Below are 22,867 nucleotides of genomic sequence, written 5' to 3' on the forward strand. Positions count from 1 at the left end.
TCATGTGTTACGTCGTCACCCCACAAGCCGGTGCCCTCTGGCCGATATGCTGACCTGAGTCTGGACGGCGCGGTGCTGCTCGGGTTCCTGGACGAGGAGATCGACCGGCTCACGCCGCGGACGGTCGGCAAGGTCTCGCTGCTCGCGATCGACAGCTACTCGGCGAGTCCGCTGACCACCGGTGTACGGTCCGACGACCATACGGGCGCGTTGCTGGCGGCCCGGCATCTGCTGGAGCTCGGGCATCGCGAGATCGTGTTCGCCGCGCCGGCCTTCTCCGACGTGGGTGTGGTGCACCAGCGGTACACCGGCTTCCGGGCGGCGTTCGCCGAGGCCGGGCTGTCGTGGGGCGAGCGGCTGGTGACGGCGACCACGACGCCAGCGGTCGCGAGCTCGGTCGCCGGCTAAAAGCGGAGCACCCGGAGGCGACGGCCGTGTTCGTGACCGCCGACATCCTGGCGATCGGGATCATGGAGGGGTTGTCCGAGACCGGGTACTCCGTTCCCGGCGATGTCTCGGTGCTGGGGTTCGACGACCTCGATCTGAGTGCCTACGTGACGCCGAAGCTGACCATGATCGCGCAGGACATTCCACGGAAGGCGGCGATCGCCGTCCAGTTGCTGCTGGGCACGGTCGAGGGCAAAGAGCATCCCGTGGACCCGATCACGCTCGAGGTCCGGCTGATCGAGCGTGCCTCCACAGCCGCACGACGCTGATCGGCCAGTGGCCGAGCGTCTTCGCGTTACAGCATGAGCAAGCTGCAGTGGCTGGGTGGCGAGCGTCGAGGACATGCTGCCTCCCGCCCGCGTATCCTGGAATTGCTCGCGGGTCCTCGAGACCTCCTCCGGCGGCGTACATATCCTGCCGCTGCATCCGGTGTATGACCTCACCGGCCGATGGTTGTCCTCACAAGTGGCACCGACCTCGACTGGTGCCGACACGAAGTCCCCAGCGACATCGAGATCAGCGGCTGATTTTCTACGCTGCTGTTCACCTGCTTCATGTGAGCGGTGACACGGCCGCCATCGGGAAGCGAGCCGTCGCAGCGTTCGATGCGACATCAATCGGAACGCCGACCGGCCGGTCGCTGTCCCTTCAGCGCGCAACTGGATTCGCCCTTCGGTCAACCCATCGCCGAAGAACGGGATATCAGCGCCGGCGCGCCAGCCATTCGCCGTGATCGTCCGATGTCGCAGGCCGTGGGTGAGCCCGCTGGCGTACGGATTGGTCACGCCGCACACCTCACACGGCCGGATCACGGAACGCTGCGATCCCCTGAGCAGCACGCGGCCACCATCGTCGACCACGTGCTCCCTGAGGACTTCCGGGAGCAGCACCGAGCCGAACCCATCCAATCGCCGACAGTCTGCCGCGCGACGGTCCGCTGGCGGGTCGGGGCGACCCTCCGGCACCTGTTTCTGTCGGTGCAACCGGGAACAATGTGGGTGTGACGGCCGGTTCCTGGGGATGTTCCGAAGTTCCGCTACTGCCGCGTGCCCTCCGCAGCTACTTCGCCGGACGTCCCTGTCCGGGTGAACTGCTCATGGCCTGTGAGTCCCGGTCCGGCACGCTGGACCAGCTTGACGGCAACCATCTGACACCGACGGGACCACAGTGGCCTCGTGACTCGTGCCGGTCAGTTCTGGAGCTGGTCGTAAATGCGCTCGAGGAGTCTCCCGAGCTCCTCGAGACGCAGGTGTGGGCACATGCGGAGCACCTCGACCAGCCACTGAGCGAACTCCGGCTCACGACGCGCGCGAAGAACTGTTTGCGACGGTCTCAACTGCACTGGGTCCGTGATGTTCAGAAACTCACGTGGCACGACCTGACGACCATCCGCAACCTCGGATGCCAGACTCTGCTGGACATCGTCTGTGTTCTCGAGATGCTTGAAACCACGATGGAAGAGCACGTCCGCGTCGACCATCGTCAGACCCAGCAGGTCTTTCAGGCGTGGTCAAATATCACCAGTATCGAGCTCTCAGCCGGCCAAGCCTCGAGATTCCATCGCGAGGCCGCTCAGCTCTTCGTCTCCGGCTGGCCGGAGGACGAACTGCAATCCGCAGGGAAACGGATCCACGCAATTCGGGGACGCCTCCGTCTAGTCGAGTGGGCTGACGAACTGGCGCACCCTGGCACCGTGGTAGTAGCCACAGCAGCCAGCAGATGGGCCGACGCAACAGACGAGGAGGCCGAGACAGTCCGTCAGGCGCTCACGGATCTGCTCACCCACGACACTGACGACCGCGACTTCGAGATCATCAGCCAGAGCTACGGACTAGCCGGCGCCGACACACGGACCCTCGCAGACATCGGCATCTTCGTCGGACTCTCCGGCGAGCGAGTGCGCCAACTGCGCGACAAGATCCTTCGAAGGTCTTTGGCGCGGACCGACGACAGCCCACTGTGGCGCGCTCTGATCAACACACTGAGGGCCTTGGTTGCCGACGGCGGTCATGACGGCATGAACATCATCCGGACCGCTCTCGCAATCCTCCCAGCAACTCCGGTGCGAACCTCAGTGGACCTCGTCGCCCGCCTTCTGGGCACTTCCCGCGAAGAACGCGACCGACTGCGCAAGTCGCTCCGCGCCGAGCTTCGAAAAGCGGCCCGTCGGCAGCGGGAAGAGCCGACCAGGCGGTTCCGACTCGAGCAGTTGCAGAGCGCTGCTGCGACGCGGTTCGAATCGCTACGTGCCGACGCCTACTGGCCAGTTCCTTTGGCGGACCGACCGATCGAGATTCCCGTTCCACTTCGGCTCCTGGACGGCGACCTACCGCCATATGTCTTCTCGTCGGCCAAGATGGCTCGCGAAATCGCCGCTGAATCGTCGATCGAGCTCCGCTTCTATCAGCTCTGCGAGACAGCCACAGAGGTCACCTGGTACTGCGAGCAGCCAGCGGCGATCGAGTACTACTTCGATGGCCGCTGGCGCCAGTATTTTCCCGACGCGATGGTCGCCTTCAAGGACGGCACTCGTCTCCTCGTCGAGATCAAGAACCTCATGGAGTCCTCTCTCACCATGAACCAAGCCAAATGGGCCGCCGCTCGTAGCTGGTGTACCGAGCGCGGAATTGGTTTCCTGGTCACCGACGGCAGCAGAACGTTGCGCTCAGTCGAGGAACATCAGCCCGATCCCGAGCACGTTCAGATCCTTTCCGACTATCTCAAGGCCGGGACGATGACATGGCTCGATCAACTCGACCTTCGCCGCGAGGTCGGCTTTTCTCCCCTGGACCTGACCGCCACAATTGTCCAGCAGGGTTGGGACCACCGCCTTGCGCCATGGCGACTGTCACTTTCTCAAAGCGTCCCGCGTCACACCCAGCACCAGGCCCTCACCGCCGAACCTCTCAATCAGACGCCGGATCCGGCCGCGACGAAGCCGTAGTGCCCCCGGCGCAGCCCGTTGCACGAATCCCCAGACCAGGAGGCGAACCGTCGCGCTGTACCCAGGCCCCGACAGACAGAAAACAAGACAGATGCCCCACTATTCGACCCAGGTCTGCCTGCCTCCCAACGCGGCAACAGTCCGGCACCGACGGCACCGTGCTGCAGAGAGGGGACCCGTCGCCATGCTGCAAGAGTCATCTCAAGCCGTGCCGACCACAGCACCGCCAAAGGGTGCATCAGGTCCGCCGATCTCAAACGTGACCGACACAGTGGGTCTCAGGCACCCACAGACGCCGTACGAGGTGGGTGGTGGCAGATGCTTTCAGGTTTGGCAGCTTCTCGTTGTGCTGCCCGGCTACGCCCGCCGCCTGGTTCCTCACCAGGCAATTCAACCTCGAACTGAAAACCGTACGACTCGACGCTGTCGGCTTTCACCCAGCTCCAACTCCGGCCCGTCAGCCGAGTTACGCAACTCGCCGACTTCTGCACCGAAGACATCGTTCTGACTCGTTCGTAGATGATGGTTCGTTCCGCCTTCAGGACATCAGGAGAACCGTGTCGGACTTTCTCACCTACCTCTTAACTCTCGTAGGGATGGCTATCGCAACGGGCATACTGCTCGGTGGGCTGGTGATGTTCTACATACCCGCAGTCCTTGCGCTCTCCCCACATCAGCCCACCTGCGGCCCTGGCCCGATGCCACGTGCATCTCCGCGACTCCACATTCCGGGTCGTTTGCTCCGAATGCTGGGCGCAACCGGGCTTGCAGGCCTACTGATAGCCAACGTCATCGTCAGCCTGCTGGATGGATCCGTGCCTCGATCCATCGCGATCGCCGTCGGTGTCGAACTGACTGTTTTCGGCATCGGGTCAGCGATCTATGCGTTCTTCGCGCTTCGACGGATCAGGCGGGCCGACCTGCAATGGCTACGTGTGCACTCTGTACCAGGTCGGCACATCCACGATTTGGCTCGCTCACGGGTTCTCATCAACCTCGCGGGGGCCCTCATCGTCGCCTGCGATCACTTCCCGATCGTGTGGATGGTCGCGTTGATCTGGGATCCCGCCAATCGCACGATCGTCGCGTTCGCTGCCGGCCTCACCGCTCTGCTCGTCCTCAGCTTGCTCCACCTGCTCACCGTGTTCATCAGCGACACCATGAACCCGACCGATGCTCTGCTACGAGTGCTCGGCCACGCCTGCGCGCCCGACCAACAGCCAGTAGGTCTATCTGGTACGCGATCAGGCGCAATCAGGAATACGCCGCAGGACATCTTCGATGCCGGTATCAGCGCACGCCACTCAGCCCTTCTGCGAGCCCAGAAGCACCTGCGCGCGGTCCTCTGGCACAGGCTCCGGCGGTGGTCGTGGTTCGATCGAAGCGCAGTCCTCCGAAGCACGGAACCACTCTTCATCGGCCTCACCAGGCTCGCCACCTCGGGCCTCCCGGCCGCTGAGATCAACTCCGACATCGCCATCACCCGGATCGTCCGGCTCGCCGTCCTCGGAGACCTCGACGTCCTTGGCCCTGAACGATTACACCTCGCCGACCTCGCCGACCATCGCGCCTGGAACCCATGGCGCCCGCGGCGCATCTTCACAACCGCGATCGGCGCCGCCACCGCAGTCGGCACGCTGCTCGCTACCGTCAAAAACCTCGCCCCGTAACACGCTCCACGGCAATTCCGCGCTCTCACACGGCATACGACACCGACTGTTCGGCCGAATGGTGACTCAGGCCCGTCGCGACACGACGGCTCTTGACGCTCCTGGCCTGCGCAGCGGGCGCTCCTCTCGAAGGAGAGTCTAGGTGCGTCCGCTTCGGAGATGCTGGTGTACGAACGGCTGAACGGACAGTAGATCGCTCATCCTCGACCGATCGCGCGTTCGCAGGTCTGCGCTGAACAGGCTTCTGGTGGTCGAGCGGTCGACCACCAGAAGTAGCAATCATGGCGCGATGAGGACAAGAAGTAGCGCAACAACGCTGGCACCCGTGATACATCTGATCCACGACGCGCGGCAGTCGGATTCGAGGAGTTCTTCGATAGCGCGTCACCGGTCAGCGGTGATGCTAGAGACCGAACTGGTCAGCGCGCCGGCCACCCAGTCTCCAAACTCTGGGCCCGCGATTGGCCTTCGCGAGTCGAACCCGTTTGTCGACGTGATCGTCTCTCCACGGCCCCCGTCAAGCTGGTCCTTCATCGCAGCGACCGGGCGGCGGATGGATCTTCACCGTTCCGTGCACGGTCGTCGTCACCGACCGCGCCATCTTGGTCGTACGCCGGGGAAGCGCCGTTCGAGGCCCCCGCGATATCGTCTTCGGTGAGCCGAGAGGCCTGTACCACTGAATCCGACTCGATCGTCAGTACAAAGTGTACCGACAGTCCTATAAGGAACCCGGCGCCGCTGACGAGGCGCTCGGGCGACTGCTTGACGGCGATCGCTGAGCTCGTGGCCGAACAGGCCTTGCGGGTGTACGGTCTAGCCGGCGTCATTGTGCTCAGCCGCAATCCTCCAGTCGAGGTCTCTTAGTTCTGTGTCGCCGGTCTAAAACATAATCACGATGGTCTCCCGGATCCCGAGGGTCGCCTGGGGCCTGGCGGACGGTCGTCCGGCTACCCACCGATAGGAGACTTTCCATTAGCGCGACTCAGTTGACGGACGTGCTGCTCGGAAACAACCCGTCGCCGACGGCGAACACGGGCTGGACGAAAATGTCAGGTCGGGAAGTCGATGTCCTATCAATCCCCTACGGTCTAGGCAACTGGAGCCTTGCCTGCAATATCAGGCGCATCGGACCAGGCACAGTCGGCTGGATCTACCGATCAGACGGTGTGTTCGGGCACCTCGCCGGCATGATCGTCTTCGGCGACACTCCAAAGTCCACGCGCGAGCCCGGCGGAGTCATCCCTTATTGCGATGGCCAGCTCTGGTGCCTGCCGCGGGAATGGTGGATCGATGGAGCACGCATCAAGGCTCGTGGGTGGAGTCCGGGACGTGCGCCATTCGGCGGAACTGCTCGTCGATTCCGCAACGGCGAGAGCCTGTCACCGGGCGATGCAGACATCCTGCGACACGAGTTACATGACGTTGCACAGGAGTGGCTCGCTACCTGGGTCGCACTCCTGACGCCGTCTAGCTCGCGTTAGGAGCGGTCGATCACGGGACGAGCTTCGGCGGCACGTTGTTGGGCCTGGTCTCCGCGGCTGTTCTCGTCCCGCTGCTGATCCTGCTCTGCTGCTCTGCCGGTGAAGGTCTGGCGGGGGCACTGAACCGGGCCTTGGTCCGTGCCGGATGTTGAGCTGGGTCACGAGCTCGCCTGGGTCATCTTCTACCGGCCTAAATCCGCGCTTGCGGCCCGAGCTCTGGAGATCTGTGCTTCCTACTCACCTGTTAACTCACGTGATTCAGCGAAAGATGACGAGCAACCTTGGATGCTTACACGATGCCTCATCAGGCATATGCGCAGGTCATGAGCAATAATGCGTCCTACCGATCGCTAGTGGCAAGTCTGGCTCCGGAAAGCGGTGGTTAGGGGTTCGAGTCCCCTCGTCGGCCCTGTGAACAGGGCATATGCCTGCGAGCGAATGCTCCCGGCGCGGCCAACTGACCGCTTATTGACCGCATTGGGGTTTCTTCTACCCACGCGTGCTCCGCAGCCGCTCCGTCGTCGCGTCAGCTACGCCCGCTCCCACCCACCCGACCTTCTGCGGGCTCCGCCCGCGCATTGCGCTTCGCGAGCCGCCGACTGACGCGCGTCCGCGCGACTGGCGATTGCGGCTCGGGCCGATCCCAGGTGCCAACTCCGATTGACGAGGCTCAGCGGGCAATGCCTCTCAGGCACCGGGCCGGGATACTCGCTCGATCCACACGACCTTCCGTCTGAGCACCGCCGACCCGCTATCGCTACAGCGCCGTATCAGTCGTTCAGAGATACTTGGCGCTATGTCTTTCTCGGAGTACGACCTGGAGAGCTGGACGGAACTAGTCACAACCCTCCACACCGTCACTGTTCACGATCGAAGCGATGAACGGTTGGCCTACGAGGCCATGGCCAACGTCTGGTCCGGATCCGGATATCAGAGCTACAACAACCTGCCAGATGCAGTCCTTCGGATGCTGATCGCCGCGACAGAGATCGGGTACGCCGCCGGCTTGAACGACATCCGCAAAGGCGACCTAGATGCTGAAATCCTTCAATGGCGGCCAGACATCGCCGATCAGTGACACGGCTGCCAGCCGAGTTCGGATCGTCAGTTCCGGCATAGACAAACTGTCCAGCCCACATCGCCAGCTAACACGGCGACGTGCGGGTGAAGGCCTGGAGGTTCGCAGGCCATCGGCCGGGGCCCTATTCCCTCAGCTGCCTCGTACGCTCGGCGAGGTTCAGCACGTCGTCAAATACCTTGGCCAGGCTGCTACTTTCCAGAACCTCGGCGATCGCCCCGTCCAGCTCAGAACTGCCGTTGGGTGAACGCTCGGCAGCAACTCGCGCAGCCACCTGTGCCGTGGCAGTGCGTCTGTCAATCCCCGATATGAGCAGGGTGCTCAGCATTCGACTGGACACCGCTTTGCTGCCTGCCAGAAGCAGGTTCTTCCTCATCGCGTCGGCATCCACGACCAGCCCCTCGACGATCCGAGACGTTGTGATCAACAACCGCTCAGTCACCGCGGCCGCGTCCGGGAGCACGATCCGCTCAACGGATGAATGCGAGATGTCACGATGCTGCCAAAGTGCAACGTCCTCGAGCACCGGCGAGACATAGCCCCGGACTACCCGAGCTAGCCCACAAACGTTCTCGCTTGCGATCGGGTTCTGCTTGTGGGGCATGGCTGAGGAGCCCTGCTGTCGCTCTCCAGCCGGTTCGAATATTTCGAGGATCGCCTCTTGTTGCCCGAGGCGCACCTCGGTCGCGATCGCCTCGCAGGCCCCAGCCATCACAGCGAGAGCACATAGCCAGGCGGCGATACCATCGCGGAAGACCACCTGTGTGCTGACTGCCGCCGTTCTTAGACCCAGCCGCGCAGCAACAAACTCCGGTACCTCGGCTCCGATACCAACTCCAGTTCCGACCGGCCCGGAGATGTTCGCGACACCTATCTCCTCCACCGCCGACCGAAACCTTCTCCGCGCTCGATCGACGGCGAATGCGAAGTCTGCCAGCCGATGACCGAACACATCCGGAGCGGCTGCCTGTCCATGAGTTCTGGCGAGATAGATCGTGCTCCGGTGAGCGATGGCTAACCCGGTCAATGCAAGGAGGAGACGCCTTGTGGCCGAAAGAATAAGGTCGCTCGCCGCGGTCAGCGCAAGAGCTTGAGCGGTGTCAACGATGTCACTACTGGTCAGGTCACGATGGACCTCTCTGGCCGCCGCATCGTCCATATTGGCGGTCCAGGCATAGATGAAGGCGACGACGTCGTGGCGTACATCGGCCTCGACCTCAGCAACTTCGCGCGGTGATGGAGCCGGAATCACCTCCGCGGCGGTCAGGATGTCGGTGGATATCTCCCCCGCTTCGACGCGGGCACCCAACACCGCCAGTTCAACTTCCCGCCACCGAGCTAATTTGGCCTCGTCGGACCAAACTCTGGCCATCTCGCCCGAGGTGTATCTGTCGTGCATGCCGTCTCCTCGGTCTTATCCACACATTCGCGAGCCGCTGTCGCGTGAAACGTTCCGATCTGGCAGGCTAGCGACGTGGTAGTGGCGAGCAGACTCCAGTCCGCGCCCAAACCGCGGTCCGCGAGTCGCGGTGGGCATCGTTCGCCCCTTGCCGCCCACCACGACATGCTCGCAGCTACTCGAGCCGCCGGCGAGACCAGCAGTCACCCAGGCCCAGATTTTCAGCAGCTCGAACTCGGTCTGGCAATGCCGAGTGTCACGCTCAAGACGCAGGCCTCCGGGCCGGCGCCAAGCAGGAACGGAAGAATGACCTCACACACTCATCGGCCGCCCACCATCGCTGAGATCGACAGCGTCATGTCACAGGTTCTCGCGTTTCATCGCGCGTTTGACCTCCCGCGCCGGCACCTGCCAGAAGTCGCGATCGGCGTCGAGCTAGCAGATTTGCGGGTCCGCCTGCTGCGTGAGGAGGTGGAGGAATTCGCAGACGCCACCCAGGCAGGAGACATCGTGGCCTTGGCCGACGCCTTGGCCGATGTCGTTTATGTCGCTTACGGGTCAGCGATCTCCTATGGAATCGACCTCGATGCCGCCATCGCTGAGGTCCATCGAGCCAACATGAGCAAGCTAGACGATGCTGGCCGCCCAGTACTTCGGTCGGACGGAAAGGTGATGAAGTCGTCTAGGTACACCCCCCCGGATGTGGCGAGAATCCTTCACGAACAGCTCCCGTTGTTCAACACAGCCGACTTGTGTGCCGAGGAAGACGCGCTTGCCGTCTCCCACACGAACTAGCAGAACCCGCATCTGTAGGCCTTCATAGCTCACAAGTTCGAGCCGCGGTCTAGTCTAGATCTGTGACCGGGAACACAGACGAGTTCGAATGGACGAACGCGTCTGTGCGCGCGCTTGCGGGCGACCAGGACCCGATGGTGAGGCTTAGCGACTTAGTCAGCCGCCTCGTGCTTGAGGCCGCTGACGCAGGAGTCTTGGGTCCGCCGACCAACCCATTCGATCTCGCCGAACACATGGGGATCGAACTCCGACCGAGATTCGACGTTCGCGATGCTCGCTTGGTCAGGTCGGACAGAGTAGACGACGAGGCTCCAGCGCCGAATGCCCCGGCACGGCCGTCCGCACCTGCCCTCGGCCACTTCGTCAATTCCGCAACCCCGTTGGTCATCGAATACAACCCAACCCGGCCCCGCGGGCGTTTGCGATACAGCCTCGCCCACGAACTTGCCCATGCCTTGTTCGTAGACGCTGGCGAAGCGACACGCCACCGTACGCCGATGGGCGCGGTCGGCCAGATGGCCACTGACGACAGTTGGCAGCTCGAGCTGCTTTGCAATGTCGCGGCCGCCGAGCTCCTCATGCCGGCAGCTGAGGTTGAGGGCCTGGTAAACATCGATACTGACATCGACTTTCTGATGGTGCAGCGCAAGAGATTCAACGTCTCCACCGAAGCCCTCTTACGTCGCCTTGTCCATGCCTCGGTTCGCCCGATGGCGTTAGGCGCCTTCAGCCGGGTAGAGGAATCGGCCAGCTCATCCCTGCGGTGTGAGTATGTGTTGGGTTCCAGGACATGGTCCGGCAGCCTGAGGCCAGGGGCCCTATTCGGACCGGGAAGTCCCCTCGCTGACGCATCAGCTGTCGGTGTAACGGCTCGAGGCGAGGTCACCGCAGCCAACGAGGCAATGGCCGTACAAGCAGTCGGCATCCCCTCGTACCCAGGCAGCATCTTTCCAAGAGTTCTGGCTCTGTTTGAGCCGCTCGGGGCATCCCGCACAGCACCGGACGCGCTGCGCTTCGTGACTGCCGACATTGCTACGGCCGCCGATGCAGCGCAAAAGGCGCCGGTCGTGGTGGCCCACGTGGTTTCCGACGGCGCGCGAGCTTGGGGCAATCGAGGCGTTGCCGCGGCCTTGAAAAGGAGGTTCCCTGACGCAGCGGCCGCCTTCCGAGCATGGACGATCGCATCACCCGAGAACCTAGGGCTCGGACACGTACACGTTGTTGACACCGCCTCCGCATCGGGCGAACCCAGTGTCGGCGTTGCCAGCATGGTCGTCCAACGAGGATACGGTCCCAGCGCGTCACCGAGGCTCTCGTACGTCGCGCTTGCCCAGGCGCTTGAGGAGGTCGCTCGAGTCGCTGCGAACCGGGGCGCCGAGGTTCATATCCCTCGCATTGGTGCTGGCCAGGCAGGCGGGCGCTGGGATCTTATCCAGGCGACTATCGAGCGGACGCTTCTGGCGCACGGCATTTCAACGGTGGTTTATACCCAGGGCCAGGTCGACAAGCCACAACAAGGATCCCAGCCGGCAGGAGAGAGCCGCCGATGAAGGGGCTACGTATCGTCGTCATCAGCGGACCGGTCGGCGCAGGAAAGTCGACGGTCGCCGAAGGCCTTGCACGAACCTACGGCGCGATCCACCTGAGCACGAAAGAATTGCTCCGCGAGATGGCGGTGACTCGAGGCGTCGAGCTGCTGTCAGAGCGGGCGGCGATGCAACGCTTCGGCACTCAGCTGGACACCGAAACAGACGGTCACTGGGTTGCCGATGCTGTGAGTAGGAAAGTGTCCGGCGCCAGCGATCTGCAGGTCAGTGATGTAGGGCTCACGTCCTTGTTCATCGTGGATGCGGTCCGCATCAAGAAGCAGATCGACGAACTCCGTGCCGCCTTCGGCGGCAACGTAGTTCACCTGCACCTTTATTCGTCGCAGGATGTACTGGCACATCGTTACGCGGAGCGTGGGGACACATCGGGACTGCAAGAGCTGAGTAGCTATGACGAAGTAGCAGCTGATCCCACTGAGGCTGGCGTGCGCGATCTTGCCTCGGATGCGGACGTAGCCATCGACACTGAACGCAGCAACATCCGCGACGTTCTCATTCGGGCAGCCGCGGCCCTGCAGCTACTGCCTCGTGCTGACGACCGCCTTGTCGACGTCTTGGTTGGCGGCCAGTACGGCAGCGAGGGAAAGGGAAACCTGGCCTTTTACCTGGCCAGAGAGTATGACGTGTTGATGCGCGTGGGTGGCCCGAACGCCGGCCACAAGGTTCCGCTCCCGACGGCGTACACGCATCGCCTTCTGCCCTCGGGCACGCAAGCGAACGCTGAAGCTCAGCTAGTTATCGGGCCAGGCGCAACTCTGGACATTGAGGTTCTCCTTCGAGAGATCTCGGACTGCTCCGTCGAAGCAAGCCGGCTGAGCATCGATCCGCAGGCAATGATCATCGAGCAAGCAGACAAGGATCTCGAACAGTCGCTGGTTGCTGACATCGGATCGACGGGGAAGGGTGGTGGTGCAGCGGCTGCGCGACGAATCTTGGGTCGCAGCGACAAAGCAGTCACAACACCGGTTCGTCTGGCAAAAGATGCGATCGAGTTGAGGGCCTACATCAGGTCATCACAAGAAGTCCTGGACGAGAACTTCCGCAATGGCCGCAGGGTGCTGCTGGAGGGGACGCAGGGAACAGCGCTAAGCCTCTATCACGGGTTTTACCCCCATGTGACGAGCCGAGACACGACGACACCAGGCACGCTGGCTGAATCCGGCATTGGGCCCAGACGGCTGCGAAGGGTGATCCTCGTGGCGCGTACCTACCCGATTCGGGTCCAGGATCCAGATAATGAGGGTAAGACCTCGGGCCCAATGTCCCAAGAGATCAGTTACGAGGAGCTCGCTCGTAGATCTGGCGTACCGCTTGAGGAGTTGGTGAGGACCGAGAAGGGATCGGTCAGCAATCGCCAACGCCGGTTGGCCGAGTTCGACTGGGCCTTGTTGCGCTCCAGTGTCGAGCTGAACGGTGCTACCGATCTGGCCCTCACCTTCGCCGACTACCTAGACGTTCAGAACCGCGAAGCACAGCGTTACGACCAGTTGACCGATCGGACCATTCAGTTCGTTGAGGAGGTCGAACGGGTATCGGGTGTACCGGTTAGTTTGATGACGACCCGATTCGATGTTCGCAGCGTCATAGACCGTCGGCGCTGGTAACGCAGCTCTTCGATGCTCACATGTGAGCTCTGAGCACCGCAATCTAGGAGAGGCTGCCCCATGGAACATGCGGAGTTGATCGAGCACTATCCTCGCCTGCATCACATGGCGGAGGCGGGTAGCTGGCCCGGCATCCAGCAGGTCGGCTTGATGACTACCGAGCAGCTCGTCGAAGCATGTGCGCCAGATGAGGCCACGCAGGAAGCCATACTCAAGCAACGCCGGCCACGCTCGTACACCCTGCAGCATCCCGTGCTCGGACCCGTCACGGTTCGGGACCAAGGACCCCTGAAAGAGCACAATCTTCGTCCTGCGCTGACAGACATGACAGTGCAGGAATGGCTCGAGGTGCTCAACGATCGGGTCTTCTTCTGGCTCCACCCCGACAGACTCGCCAAGCTGCTGGGAGCAAAGCTCTACCGGGACGCCACCCATGACGTGTTGGTTCTCGATACGACTGAGCTACTTGCCGCACACGGAGATGACGTCCGCCTCGCCGGGATAAACACAGGTGCCACCATCTTTCCCAACGCCCCTAAGCGCGGCAGTGACACCTTCACAACGGTTGAGAATTTTCCCTTCGCCGAACGTCGCAAAGGCCGATCTCTGAGGGATGCGGCGGTTGAACTCGCGGTCATCGGTGGAGTCCCCGACGTGTCCAACTTCGTCCTCAAGGTCGAAAGACGCCGCGGAGCCGACGTGATCGACGTTCTCTACGAGCGATCCGCTAGTTGATCGGCCCACAGGAACAGGACGAACCTGGCCGAGTTCCACCGGCCCCGACGGCCGGAGTGCTCCTAACGCTCAAGGCCTTCCGGCAACCGGTCTTGCTCATGAATGCTCCGCAACGCATCCTCCAAGTGCCCGGCCGCCTCCGGGTTCCGTGCTCTCCGGCCGATGTACTCGTCGACTGTGGTCGAGATCCTCGAATGCCCGAGCTGGTCAGCAATTCTCCGTGGCGTCTGCCCGGCATCCTCAAGAATCGTCGCCGTCGTCTTCCGAAAGACGTGAGCGGTAACCCACGGAGATGCCGTCCCACTGGCCAGCGGCATACCGGGACCTAGTTCAGCGGCGGCTGGACCTCATCGAGTCCGACAAGTTTATCCGCCTGCTCGAGAAGCCGGAGCACAAACGACGCTGGGCATCGGAGCCGTGGGACAAGCAGGTCGAACGGGCTCTCCGTGGCTGGCTCCTCGATCGACTGGAGGACAGGACTTTCTGGTTCGACGCGCAAGGCCAGGCCGCCGTGGCCCGGTCGGTGGCGCAGCTCGCTGACGTGGTCTCCCGTGACTCCGACTTCGTTTCGGTACTGGAGTTGTGGTCGGGTCGCAAGGACCAAACGGTCACGCAACAGCTCGCCGCGCTCCTGGATGGTGAGAGTGTGCCGTTCCTGGCGGCCAACCGCCTCAAGGATTCCGGGCTGCGCAAGCGGGAGGCGTGGGAGAACACTTGGGATTTGCAGCGCCGTGAGGACGCGGGAGAGAAGGTTGGCGCCATCCCGGTACCGCCGAAGTACACGACTGCGGACTTTCGGAAGACGGCATGGTGGCAGCATCGGGGAAAGCTCGACGTACCGAAGGAACGGTTCATCCTCTACCCCAACGCCGGCCGAGAGACCGATCCGACCGAACTGCTCGGGTGGGCAGGCTGGGATCACGCGCAGCAGGCGTTAGCCCTGGCGAGGATCATCGGTGACCGGGAACAGGAAGGCTGGCAGGAGGAACAGCTCCTGCCGCTCGTAGCCGGTCTGGCCGAGCTTCAGCCGTGGGTGCGCCAGTGGCACGATGAGGTCGACGAGACCTACGGGCTGAACCTCGCGGACTTCTGTGAGGAGCAGTTGCGCGACCGTGCGCTTCAGGTTCACCAGACCCTGGACGAGCTCAAGGCTTGGCGGCCCGCGGCGGCCACTCGCGGCCGCAAGGCGAAGGCCTGAGACATGGCGACGAGAAGAACCGAGGAGACTACGTGAGCACGCTGCTCCGAGACGTCATCGACATCCCCGAACGCGCGGGAGCCGAAGACTATGTCCTGCGCCTGACCGACTCGGTCGGCCACGAGGCGGCGAGTCGTACGATCGACGAGTATGTCGTCACCGACGCGATCGCAGACGCTTTCGACTCGGCCCTTGGACTCGTCAGCGAGGCAGTCGGCTCCGGCGTCAGCCGCGGGGCTTTCCTTACTGGCTCCTTCGGGTCCGGCAAGTCGCACTTCATGGCGGTGCTGCACGCCCTGCTCCGGCACGAGCCGGCCGCCAGAGCCAAGGCGGAACTGCAGGCCGCCATTGCCAAACACGACCACCAACTTTACGAGCGCAAGATCCTCCCGCTGGCCTTCCACTTGCTCGGTGCGAGGACGATGGAGCAGGCGCTGTTCGAGGGCTACATCCGACAGGTCCGCGAGCTCCACCCCGGGGCACCGTTGCCTGCGATCCACAAGTCAGATGCACTCCTCGACGATGCGGAGGGACTGCGTCAGCGACTCGGGGATGAGCGCTTCTTCGGCGGTCTCAACCGTGGTACGGAGGCGGACGGAGACAAAGGCGACCCGTGGGCCACCATCCTCGGCGCTGGTTCGTGGGATGCGGAGCGCTATGCCGAGGCGCGTGCGGCGTCGCCCGCGACCGACCTGCGCATGCAGCTGGCGACAGCGCTCGTCGAGACGTACTTCACGGCGTACACGCAGCAGGCGGAGTTCGTCGATCTCGACACCGGCTTGGCCGCAATCGCGAGCCACAGCAAGGCCCTGGGCTATGACGCTGTCGTCCTGTTCCTCGACGAACTCGTGCTCTGGCTCGCCTTCTCGGTGCAGGACCGAGAGTTCTTCCGGCGCGAGTCGCAGAAGCTGACGAAGCTGGTGGAGTCCGCGATCGGTGGCCGCGCGATCCCGCTGATCTCGTTCGTCGCGCGGCAGATGGACCTACGTCGCTGGTTCGCGGACTCCGGGGCGAGTGGCTCGGAGCAGGAGGCTCTAGACCGCGCGTTCCGCCACCAGGAGGGCCGTTTCGGAACCGTTGCCCTCGGCGACGAGAACCTGCCGTACGTCGCCCACCAACGTCTGCTGCGACCCAAAAGCCCGGAGGCCGAGCACCAACTCGAGGAGGCTTTCAAGGCCATCGACCGTCGTCCAGCGGTCTGGGACGTCCTGCTGGACGGCGTGAACACCGACGAGCGTCACCGCGGAGCGGACGAGAAGGCCTTCGCGCTGACCTATCCTTTCTCTCCCGCACTGGTCTCGACACTCCGCTCCCTCGCCAGCGTCATGCAGCGGGAGCGCACCGCCCTCAAGGTCATGCAGCACATGCTCGTGGACCGGCGGGACGCCTTGACTATCGACGAAATCATCCCAGTCGGTGACTCGTTCGACCTCATCGTCCAGGGCCAGAGCGGTCAGGCGCTTGACGCGCAGGCCGCTGCGCTGTTCAGGTCAGCCAACAAGCTCTACACCGAGAAGCTCCGCCCACTCCTGCTGAGAATGCACGGCATTGACGAGCAGACCATCGAAGACCAGCCGGCGAGCGTGCCGTCACCGTTCAGGACGGACGACCGGCTTGCCAAGACGCTGCTCTTGTCTGCCGTCGCACCGAATGTTCCGGCGCTCAAGGCGCTGACCGCGTCGCGGCTGGCTTCGCTCAATCACGGCTCGCTTGTGTCTCCACTCCCGGGTGGCGAGGCCTCCCTTGTGTTGTCGAAGATTCGCACCTGGGCTCGCGATGTCCCGGAGATCCACCTCGACGACGACGATCGCAATCCGACCATCCGGGTCCAGCTCTCCGAGGTCGATTACGAGTCGATCGTCGAGAGGGCCAAGGGCGAGGACAACGACGGTCGCAGACGTGAGCTCATCAAGAGCCTTGTCAGCGATGGGCTCGGCATCGAGCTTGACCAGCAGGACATCCAAGGCGCGCACCATCACCAGCTGGTCTGGCGCGGGTCTCGACGCGAGGTGGACGTTATCTTCGGTAACGTCCGCGACCGTAGTTGGCTCTCAGACGATCACTTCATAGCGAACGCCGGAACGTGGCGCGTCGTCGTTGATCACCCGTTCGACGACGCCGGTCATTCGTCATCGGAGGACTTGCGGCGGCTCGATGACATGCAAAGCCGAGGTTTCCAGTCGCCGACCATCGTCTGGCTGCCGAAGTTCCTGTCCGACGAGAAGCTTCGAGAGTTACGCCGACTCGTCATCCTGAACTGGCTTCTCGAGGGTAGCGGGGATCGGTGGCAGAGCCACGCGGATCACCTGAATGAGGCGGACCGAGCCGTGGCGCGAGGGATCCTCGAATCTCAGCGGAACACGTTGCGCCGCAGCCTCGAAGACGCCATCCAGCAGGCATACGGCGCCGCGTCAGTACGTCCTGGCGTCCTGCTCGATGACGCGTCGCACGACCGGACTCTCGTCTCCTTGGATCGATCCTTCGCCCCGGCCAACCCGGTGGGAGCAACGCTCGGAGCCGCGTTCGACAACTTGCTGGCGCAGGCCTTCGAAGCGACCTATCCGGGCCACCCGAACTTCGAGCCCGGCGACGTCGAGGTCAAGGCGAAGGATCTGCGAGCCGTGGCTGCACACGTCGCTCGCGCAGTCGCCGACCGCGAGAAGCGGGTCGAACTGCAAGGTGACGTCGGTGCCGTCCGGCGGATAGCGGGACCGCTCGGTGTCGGGACCGCTGCGGAGACGCATTACATCCTTGGTGACGACCGCTTCAGCCCCTGGGGCCAGGAGATCGAGCGGGCCCTGGGGCGCCGCGAGCAGGAGGGTGGTGCCATCCCTCACGATCCCGTGACCGTTGTGGAACTCCGGCGCTGGATTGATGAGGTCAAGCCAGCCCAAGGCCTGCGCCAGGAGGTCAGTGACCTCGTCATCATCACCTGGGCGGCACTGCGTCAGCGGGCCTGGTTCCAGCACGAGCAAGCCCTTGGCGCCGTGCCTGAGCCAGGGATGCTCGCGCCGAGCATGGAGCTGCGGACTCAGCCCATGCCCACCACGACCGAGTGGACCGAGGCAACCACCGTCGCCGGCGGGCTGCTTGGTGTGCACGGCGCGGCCCACCTGACTGCTCCGGCGGTGGCTGACTTCGTGCACCAAGTGACGGAGAAGGCGAAGGAGTTCGCTGTGGCTGCGCCCGGTCTTGTGAGCGCGCTGGAATCGGCGAACGCTCGCCTCGACGTGACCGACAGCGACCGATTCAGGACGGCCAACGCTACCGCCGAGCTGGTGCAACACCTGCGCCACCTGACTGGCCTCGAGCTAGTACGGCGAGTCGCTGCGGCCGACCTCGGTGCGTCGCCCTCTGCTGCCGGTAAGTCGCTGGCCACGGCGGCCTCGGTGACCAGCGCGATCGATCGTTTCCACTGGGAACGGCTCGGGCCGTTGGTGCAGGCTATGCAGTCCGAGGGCACAGCCGCCAACCAGGCTGCGAACATCGTGAATCGCCTCCGCGCAGCACTCGAGGCGGACGAGATTGTCACGGCTATCGGTACGGCTCTCAACGACACGGACAGTGCCATCTTCCGCTGGCTCGCCGACCATCTGCCGCCCGTCATCACGCCACCTATCGTTGGGCCGGGTCCGATCGAGCCGCCGCTTCCGCCCGGAACCCCGCGCGGCCGGGCCACGCGCTATAAGGACACCACCAAAGACGCGGTGATCACTGAACTAGGAGCATTTCTCGACGAGCACCCGGAGGACGCGGTCGAGGTGACATGGCGGGTGCTCGAATGACCGCTACAGTCGCGGCAACTCCGGTTAGTTCCTCGATGGTCCTCGCAATCATCGACGAGGCCCGGGACAAGGACTACTCCACCGGCGTGATCGGTCTACGAGGCGTGCCCGATCGTGCGGTCATCGCGGATCTCCATCACGACGGTCGCGTCGTCCGAGTGCGGCCGGCAGAGTCGGCCCTCGCCGTGCGCGAGGTGCTGACCGAGCATCGCGAAGGCGACTGGATGGTCGTCATCACGGATCGGGCCGACGACGACCTCGGCGCGGGCGTCCTCGCGCACTTCATCTGGCAACGTCTGCGCAGCCCCGACCCGTGGGAGGCCGTGCGTCACCGGTTCGCCGCGACGGGCATCGACCCTGCTCTGACCGGTAGCCACCAGAGCAGAGAGCTCGCCTCGGCCCTACTCGCAGCCACACCGCCGAGCGGCTGGCCCGCAGCGCCGGCCGGGGTCCTCACCCGGTCACACGCGCTGACCTCCGTGGCGCGGATCCATCTTGGCCTGGACAGCGACACAGCCGACGTACTTGGTGTCCTGCGTTGGACTATGCGCCCAGCGAGCGTGACCGCGGTCGCGGACCTCCGAGGCGAGTTCGGGAACAGGCTCGCGGACGAGACACTCGATTGGATCGCCGAACGTGCCGGCGCGGCCTCCCGGCCGGTTCGGACCTTGCTCAGGCAGGGTGAGATGGCCGACCTGGTCCCGCTGGGCACGGTCATTCAGTTACTCACTGCTGAGGAGGTGCTTACCGCCGAAGAACGGCATGTCGCCGGCACCTCGCTTGTTCGGATCGAGCCACGATGGGGCGGTGAGATTCCACCTGTCCCGGCACTGCGTGCTCTCGGAAGCGCATCCACGGAACTGCTGACCGAGCTCGCGGCCGAACCGCGGCAGGGGGCTCACGTGGAAAGAGCCCTGCAGCGGGCAGGCGCCATACTCAGCCAGGTCCAGGGCGAGCAGCTCAGCGGGCACTCAGACCTTCTCAAGCAGGGGCAATACGCACGGCTGACCCGTCTGTGTGACGCCCTAGCTGCGACAATCGCACCAAACCCCGCACCAACCGCAGGCCGCGACGTCGAAGCTGCATGGTCCCTCGTCCGCGCTCATTTGCTGAGCCGTCCGGCGGACCCGCTCACCGTGGCCTTCGCAGCTGCGGTCCGGCTTTCGCGATGGCTCCTCATCCATGACGGGGTCACGAAGAGCGAGCTGGTTGCGCTCACCCGTCGCCACATGGACCAGAGCGCATGGGTCGATGCCGCGATCAACGACGTCCACCGTGGCGTCGAGGACCCACACCAGGCGCGCTACCTCGGCGTGGTCGCCGATGCGGCGATGAAGCGTCGCCAGGCCGAGGAGCGTGAATTCGCGACCGCGCTCGCCCAGGCCACCCGGTTGGACGGCATCCTCTCCCAAGCCATCGACCCGACCGTCTGGCCTCTCGAGGCAGTGCTGCCCGGCGTCGTCATCCCCATGGCAAGAAAGACTCCGCTGCTCCTGTTTGTCATGGACGGCATGAGTGCGGCAGTCGCCACGGAGATCGTCGGGGACGCAACGGCTCGACTCGAGTGGCTCGAGGCCGAACTGCCAGGCGCGAGCGCTGGACGCCGGGCTGCCGGCTTGTCGGTCCTGCCATCACTGACCGAGGTGAGCAGGGCCTCGCTACTGTGCGGCCAGCTTCGCCAGGGCCAGCAGGACGTCGAGCGACGGGGTTACGAAGAACTGACGGTCAAGGCAGGCAAGATTAAGGCCGCCCTCTTTCACAAGAAGGGTGTCGACTCCACCGCGGCCGGCTCGTCCGTGAGCGCTGACGTAAGTACAGCCATCGACGACCGCACCATCGACCTCGTCACCGTCGTACTCAACACCATCGACGACGCGCTCGACCGCAGCGACCCGGCTGGCACGACCTGGACCGCGGATGCGGTCAAGCACCTCGAACCGATCCTGGCCCGGGCCCGCGCGGCCGGACGGACCGTGGTCATCACGGCCGACCACGGCCACGTCGTCGAGCGACGCCATGGCACCCAGCGGTCCTACGCCGACATCACGAGCGGACGCTCCAGGACTGCGACAGGGACGGTCGAGGAGGGCGAGATCGAGGTCTCCGGCGACCGTGTTCTCACGCCGGATCACCGCGCTGTCCTCGCTGTCGATGAGAGTCTGCGCTACGGCCCCCTCAAAGCCGGTTACCACGGAGGAGCCAGCGCCGCCGAGGTTGTCGTACCTATCGCCGTGCTCGTTCCCGATGAAGACAGCAACCCCCTCGGCCTGGCGCTCCTGCCGCCCCAGGTCCCGACGTGGTGGCTCACCCAGGAAAACGCGGCGATCGAGCCGGTCCAAGCGCCCCTGCCACTCGGCACGCGCGATCTAGCTAAGACCTCGAAGAAGAACAAGCCCGACCTCGGACCAACCCTTTTCGACGAGATAGCTTCCCCCGAGGCGTCAGCACCCGCGCAGAAACTCGGCGATGCTGTAGTCCGCAGCGAGGTCTACCGCGCGCAGCGAAGAGTCGCCGGTCGCCTTATCGTCAAAGACGAGCAGGTCGCCGCCCTCATCGACGCGCTCACCGTCGCTGCGGCGACACGCCTGCCCATGACGATCGCCGCGCGAGCGTTGTCGGTTAACGAGACTCGCCTGCGAGGCGCGTTGGCGCAGGTTCAGCAGCTGCTCAACGTCGAGGGGTACGCCGTTATCGGCACTGACCCGCACACGTCCACCGTTGTCCTGGACGAGCGACTGTTGCGCGAGCAGTTCGAGGTGCGTTGATGGCGAAGGATGTCTCCAGCCGCCGGCGCCGGGAAGTCATCAACGCTCTTCGCCGGGGCACAGTGCCTGAGTATGGGCTCGACCTCCTTGCGGTGGGTCTGGACCGTTTCGAGGCTGCCATCGATGAGGAACTGGACACGGTCGTCGACGGTGGCGCCGTGTTCAAGGCTGTGCGTGGGGAGTACGGCGCGGGCAAGACGTTCTTTACTCGACACCTTGCAGAGCGTGCGCTACGCCGTGGCTTCGCAAGTGCGGAGGTACAGATCTCCGAGACGCAGACCCCGCTGCACCGGCTAGAGACCGTCTATCGCCGGGTGACTGAATCGATGCGAGCCTCGTCGATCCCACCGAGTGCGTTCCGGCCCGTGCTCGACTCGTGGCTCTTCACCCTGGAATCCGATGCACTGGGAGCGGACCCGTCGCTCGAGGCAGCCGGAGATGCAGCCATGGCCGAGGCTGTCGATCTGCTGCTCGAAAAACGACTGGGAGAAGTCAGCTCACGGACACCCGTCTTCGCTCAGGCGCTGAGAGGCTATCGGCGCGCCATAGGCGCTGGTGACCGCACGACCGCGGACGGTCTGGCCGCCTGGATGGGTGGACAGCCGCAGGTTGCAGCCTCGGCGAAGCGTGCGGCCGGGATTCGGGGAGAGCTGGACCACTTCGGAGCAATGGGTTTCTTGCAGGGACTTCTGACCGTGCTCCGCGACGCAGGGCACCCGGGTCTCATCCTCGTGCTCGACGAGGTGGAGACCCTCCAGCGGGTCCGGGGCGACGTGCGCGATAAGGCCTTCAACGCTCTACGACAGCTGATCGACGAGATCGACGCCGGGCGCTACCCGGGCCTTTATCTGCTCATCACCGGAACACCGGCCTTCTATGACGGGCCGTCCGGGGTATCGCGGCTGGCACCACTTGCGCAGCGGTTGTTGACAGACTTCGGCACCGATGCCCGGTTCGACAACCCGCGGGCGGTCCAGATCCGGCTTCCCGGGTTCGACCATGTCGCGCTGGTGGCTCTGGGACACAAGGTGCGTGACCTGTACGCGGCGGGCAGCGATCACAGCGATCGCATACGCTCGATCGTCGATGACGCATACATCGAAACGTTGGCCGATGCGGTTGCGGGAGCCTTTGGTGGCAGGGTCGGCATTGCGCCTCGCGTATTCCTCAAGAAGCTTGTGGTCGACGTCCTCGACCGTGTTGACCAGTACGAGGATTTCGATCCGCGTGTCCACTACGCCCTGACCGTCGACGCATCGGAGCTCTCCGATGTCGAGCGCGCAGCACGAGGGCGCAGCTCCAACAACACCTCGTCCCTAGATGACATCCAATTGGATGTTGGAGACGAGGCCTGACAGT

Annotated in this window: 15 protein-coding genes; 13 read left to right on the forward strand and 2 right to left on the reverse strand. The window is 64.0% G+C overall.

Annotation, left to right across the window (positions count from 1 at the left end):
* The first annotated feature begins 30 nt into the window (after nt 1–30).
* The 5 genes from OX958_RS31315 to OX958_RS31335 all read left to right on the forward strand — a co-directional run bounded on the left by OX958_RS31315 (nt 31) and on the right by OX958_RS31335 (nt 7,620).
* A complete protein-coding gene (locus OX958_RS31315) occupies nt 31–408 on the forward strand; it encodes a substrate-binding domain-containing protein (RefSeq protein WP_270133752.1) in 378 nt (125 codons plus the stop codon).
* Entirely contained in the window at nt 345–716 is a 372-nt protein-coding gene (locus OX958_RS31320; protein ID WP_333486455.1) for a substrate-binding domain-containing protein, read from the forward strand. The genes OX958_RS31315 and OX958_RS31320 overlap by 64 nt, the downstream gene beginning before the upstream one ends.
* Before the next feature lie 827 nt (nt 717–1,543).
* Entirely contained in the window at nt 1,544–3,391 is a 1,848-nt protein-coding gene (locus tag OX958_RS31325; protein WP_270133754.1) for a TnsA endonuclease N-terminal domain-containing protein, read from the forward strand.
* 746 nt (nt 3,392–4,137) lie between these two features.
* The gene (locus OX958_RS31330; protein ID WP_270133756.1) at nt 4,138–5,061 is read left to right on the forward strand and encodes a hypothetical protein; all 924 of its coding nucleotides are present in this window, start codon (nt 4,138–4,140) and stop codon (nt 5,059–5,061) included.
* Between the two features lie 2,277 nt (nt 5,062–7,338).
* Nucleotides 7,339–7,620 carry a hypothetical protein gene (locus OX958_RS31335; protein ID WP_270133757.1) on the forward strand — a complete coding sequence of 94 codons (282 nt, stop codon included), beginning with the start codon at nt 7,339–7,341 and terminating at the stop codon, nt 7,618–7,620.
* Nucleotides 7,621–7,744: 124 nt separating this feature from the next.
* Here OX958_RS31335 and purB read toward each other — a convergent pair whose 3' ends face one another.
* Nucleotides 7,745–9,019, reverse strand: coding sequence for an adenylosuccinate lyase (purB, locus tag OX958_RS31340; protein ID WP_270133758.1), 1,275 nt, complete (start codon nt 9,017–9,019; stop codon nt 7,745–7,747).
* A 306-nt stretch (nt 9,020–9,325) separates the two neighbouring features.
* Between purB and OX958_RS31345 the strand changes: the two genes are divergently transcribed.
* From OX958_RS31345 to OX958_RS31360, 4 genes are all read left to right on the forward strand, one after another.
* Nucleotides 9,326–9,814, forward strand: coding sequence for a nucleoside triphosphate pyrophosphohydrolase family protein (locus tag OX958_RS31345; RefSeq protein ID WP_270133760.1), 489 nt, complete (start codon nt 9,326–9,328; stop codon nt 9,812–9,814).
* 233 nt (nt 9,815–10,047) lie between these two features.
* Nucleotides 10,048–11,364 (forward strand): ImmA/IrrE family metallo-endopeptidase, encoded by a 1,317-nt coding sequence (locus OX958_RS31350; RefSeq protein WP_270139185.1) that lies wholly within the window; start codon nt 10,048–10,050, stop codon nt 11,362–11,364.
* Nucleotides 11,361–13,025 carry an adenylosuccinate synthetase gene (locus OX958_RS31355; protein WP_270133761.1) on the forward strand — a complete coding sequence of 555 codons (1,665 nt, stop codon included), beginning with the start codon at nt 11,361–11,363 and terminating at the stop codon, nt 13,023–13,025. Before OX958_RS31350 ends, OX958_RS31355 begins: the two co-directional genes overlap by 4 nt.
* A 60-nt stretch (nt 13,026–13,085) precedes the next feature.
* The gene (locus OX958_RS31360; RefSeq protein WP_270133763.1) at nt 13,086–13,760 is read left to right on the forward strand and encodes a DUF7002 family protein; all 675 of its coding nucleotides are present in this window, start codon (nt 13,086–13,088) and stop codon (nt 13,758–13,760) included.
* Between the two features lie 62 nt (nt 13,761–13,822).
* Here the strand turns inward: OX958_RS31360 and OX958_RS31365 are convergent, their stop codons facing one another.
* Complete coding sequence (locus OX958_RS31365; protein ID WP_270133765.1) at nt 13,823–14,077, reverse strand: tyrosine-type recombinase/integrase; 255 nt, start codon at nt 14,075–14,077, stop codon at nt 13,823–13,825.
* Between OX958_RS31365 and pglX the strand changes: the two genes are divergently transcribed.
* From pglX to brxD, 4 genes are read left to right on the forward strand one after another with little or no spacing between them, the layout of a single operon-like run.
* Nucleotides 14,053–14,958: a BREX-2 system adenine-specific DNA-methyltransferase PglX gene (gene pglX / locus OX958_RS31370; RefSeq protein WP_270133767.1), complete on the forward strand. Its 906-nt coding sequence runs from the start codon at nt 14,053–14,055 to the stop codon at nt 14,956–14,958. The two genes, OX958_RS31365 and pglX, sit on opposite strands and share 25 nt — an antisense overlap.
* A 32-nt stretch (nt 14,959–14,990) precedes the next feature.
* Nucleotides 14,991–18,743: a DUF6079 family protein gene (locus OX958_RS31375; protein WP_270133768.1), complete on the forward strand. Its 3,753-nt coding sequence runs from the start codon at nt 14,991–14,993 to the stop codon at nt 18,741–18,743.
* On the forward strand, nt 18,740–21,508 hold the full coding sequence (pglZ, locus tag OX958_RS31380) for a BREX-2 system phosphatase PglZ (protein ID WP_270133769.1): 2,769 nt from the start codon (nt 18,740–18,742) through the stop codon (nt 21,506–21,508). The genes OX958_RS31375 and pglZ overlap by 4 nt, the downstream gene beginning before the upstream one ends.
* Nucleotides 21,508–22,863 carry a BREX system ATP-binding protein BrxD gene (gene brxD, locus OX958_RS31385; RefSeq protein WP_270133771.1) on the forward strand — a complete coding sequence of 452 codons (1,356 nt, stop codon included), beginning with the start codon at nt 21,508–21,510 and terminating at the stop codon, nt 22,861–22,863. Before pglZ ends, brxD begins: the two co-directional genes overlap by 1 nt.
* Nucleotides 22,864–22,867: the final 4 nt, after the last annotated feature.

Origin of the sequence: Kribbella sp. CA-293567, assembly GCF_027627575.1 — a bacterium.
In the GTDB taxonomy this organism is placed as follows: domain Bacteria; phylum Actinomycetota; class Actinomycetes; order Propionibacteriales; family Kribbellaceae; genus Kribbella.

What these genes read in the sequence shown, in the direction of transcription:
- brxD (WP_270133771.1), top strand. Translation starts at nt 21,508, where the DNA reads ATGGCGAAGGATGTCTCCAGCCGCCGGCGCCGGGAAGTCATCAACGCT.
- OX958_RS31355 (WP_270133761.1), top strand. Translation starts at nt 11,361, where the DNA reads ATGAAGGGGCTACGTATCGTCGTCATCAGCGGACCGGTCGGCGCAGGA.
- pglX (WP_270133767.1), top strand. Translation starts at nt 14,053, where the DNA reads ATGCCGTCCCACTGGCCAGCGGCATACCGGGACCTAGTTCAGCGGCGG.
- OX958_RS31330 (WP_270133756.1), top strand. Translation starts at nt 4,138, where the DNA reads ATGCTGGGCGCAACCGGGCTTGCAGGCCTACTGATAGCCAACGTCATC.
- pglZ (WP_270133769.1), top strand. Translation starts at nt 18,740, where the DNA reads ATGACCGCTACAGTCGCGGCAACTCCGGTTAGTTCCTCGATGGTCCTC.
- OX958_RS31350 (WP_270139185.1), top strand. Translation starts at nt 10,048, where the DNA reads ATGGGGATCGAACTCCGACCGAGATTCGACGTTCGCGATGCTCGCTTG.
- OX958_RS31365 (WP_270133765.1), bottom strand. Translation starts at nt 14,077, where the DNA reads ATGCCGCTGGCCAGTGGGACGGCATCTCCGTGGGTTACCGCTCACGTC.
- OX958_RS31345 (WP_270133760.1), top strand. Translation starts at nt 9,326, where the DNA reads ATGACCTCACACACTCATCGGCCGCCCACCATCGCTGAGATCGACAGC.
- OX958_RS31335 (WP_270133757.1), top strand. Translation starts at nt 7,339, where the DNA reads ATGTCTTTCTCGGAGTACGACCTGGAGAGCTGGACGGAACTAGTCACA.
- OX958_RS31325 (WP_270133754.1), top strand. Translation starts at nt 1,544, where the DNA reads ATGGCCTGTGAGTCCCGGTCCGGCACGCTGGACCAGCTTGACGGCAAC.
- OX958_RS31360 (WP_270133763.1), top strand. Translation starts at nt 13,086, where the DNA reads ATGGAACATGCGGAGTTGATCGAGCACTATCCTCGCCTGCATCACATG.
- purB (WP_270133758.1), bottom strand. Translation starts at nt 9,019, where the DNA reads ATGCACGACAGATACACCTCGGGCGAGATGGCCAGAGTTTGGTCCGAC.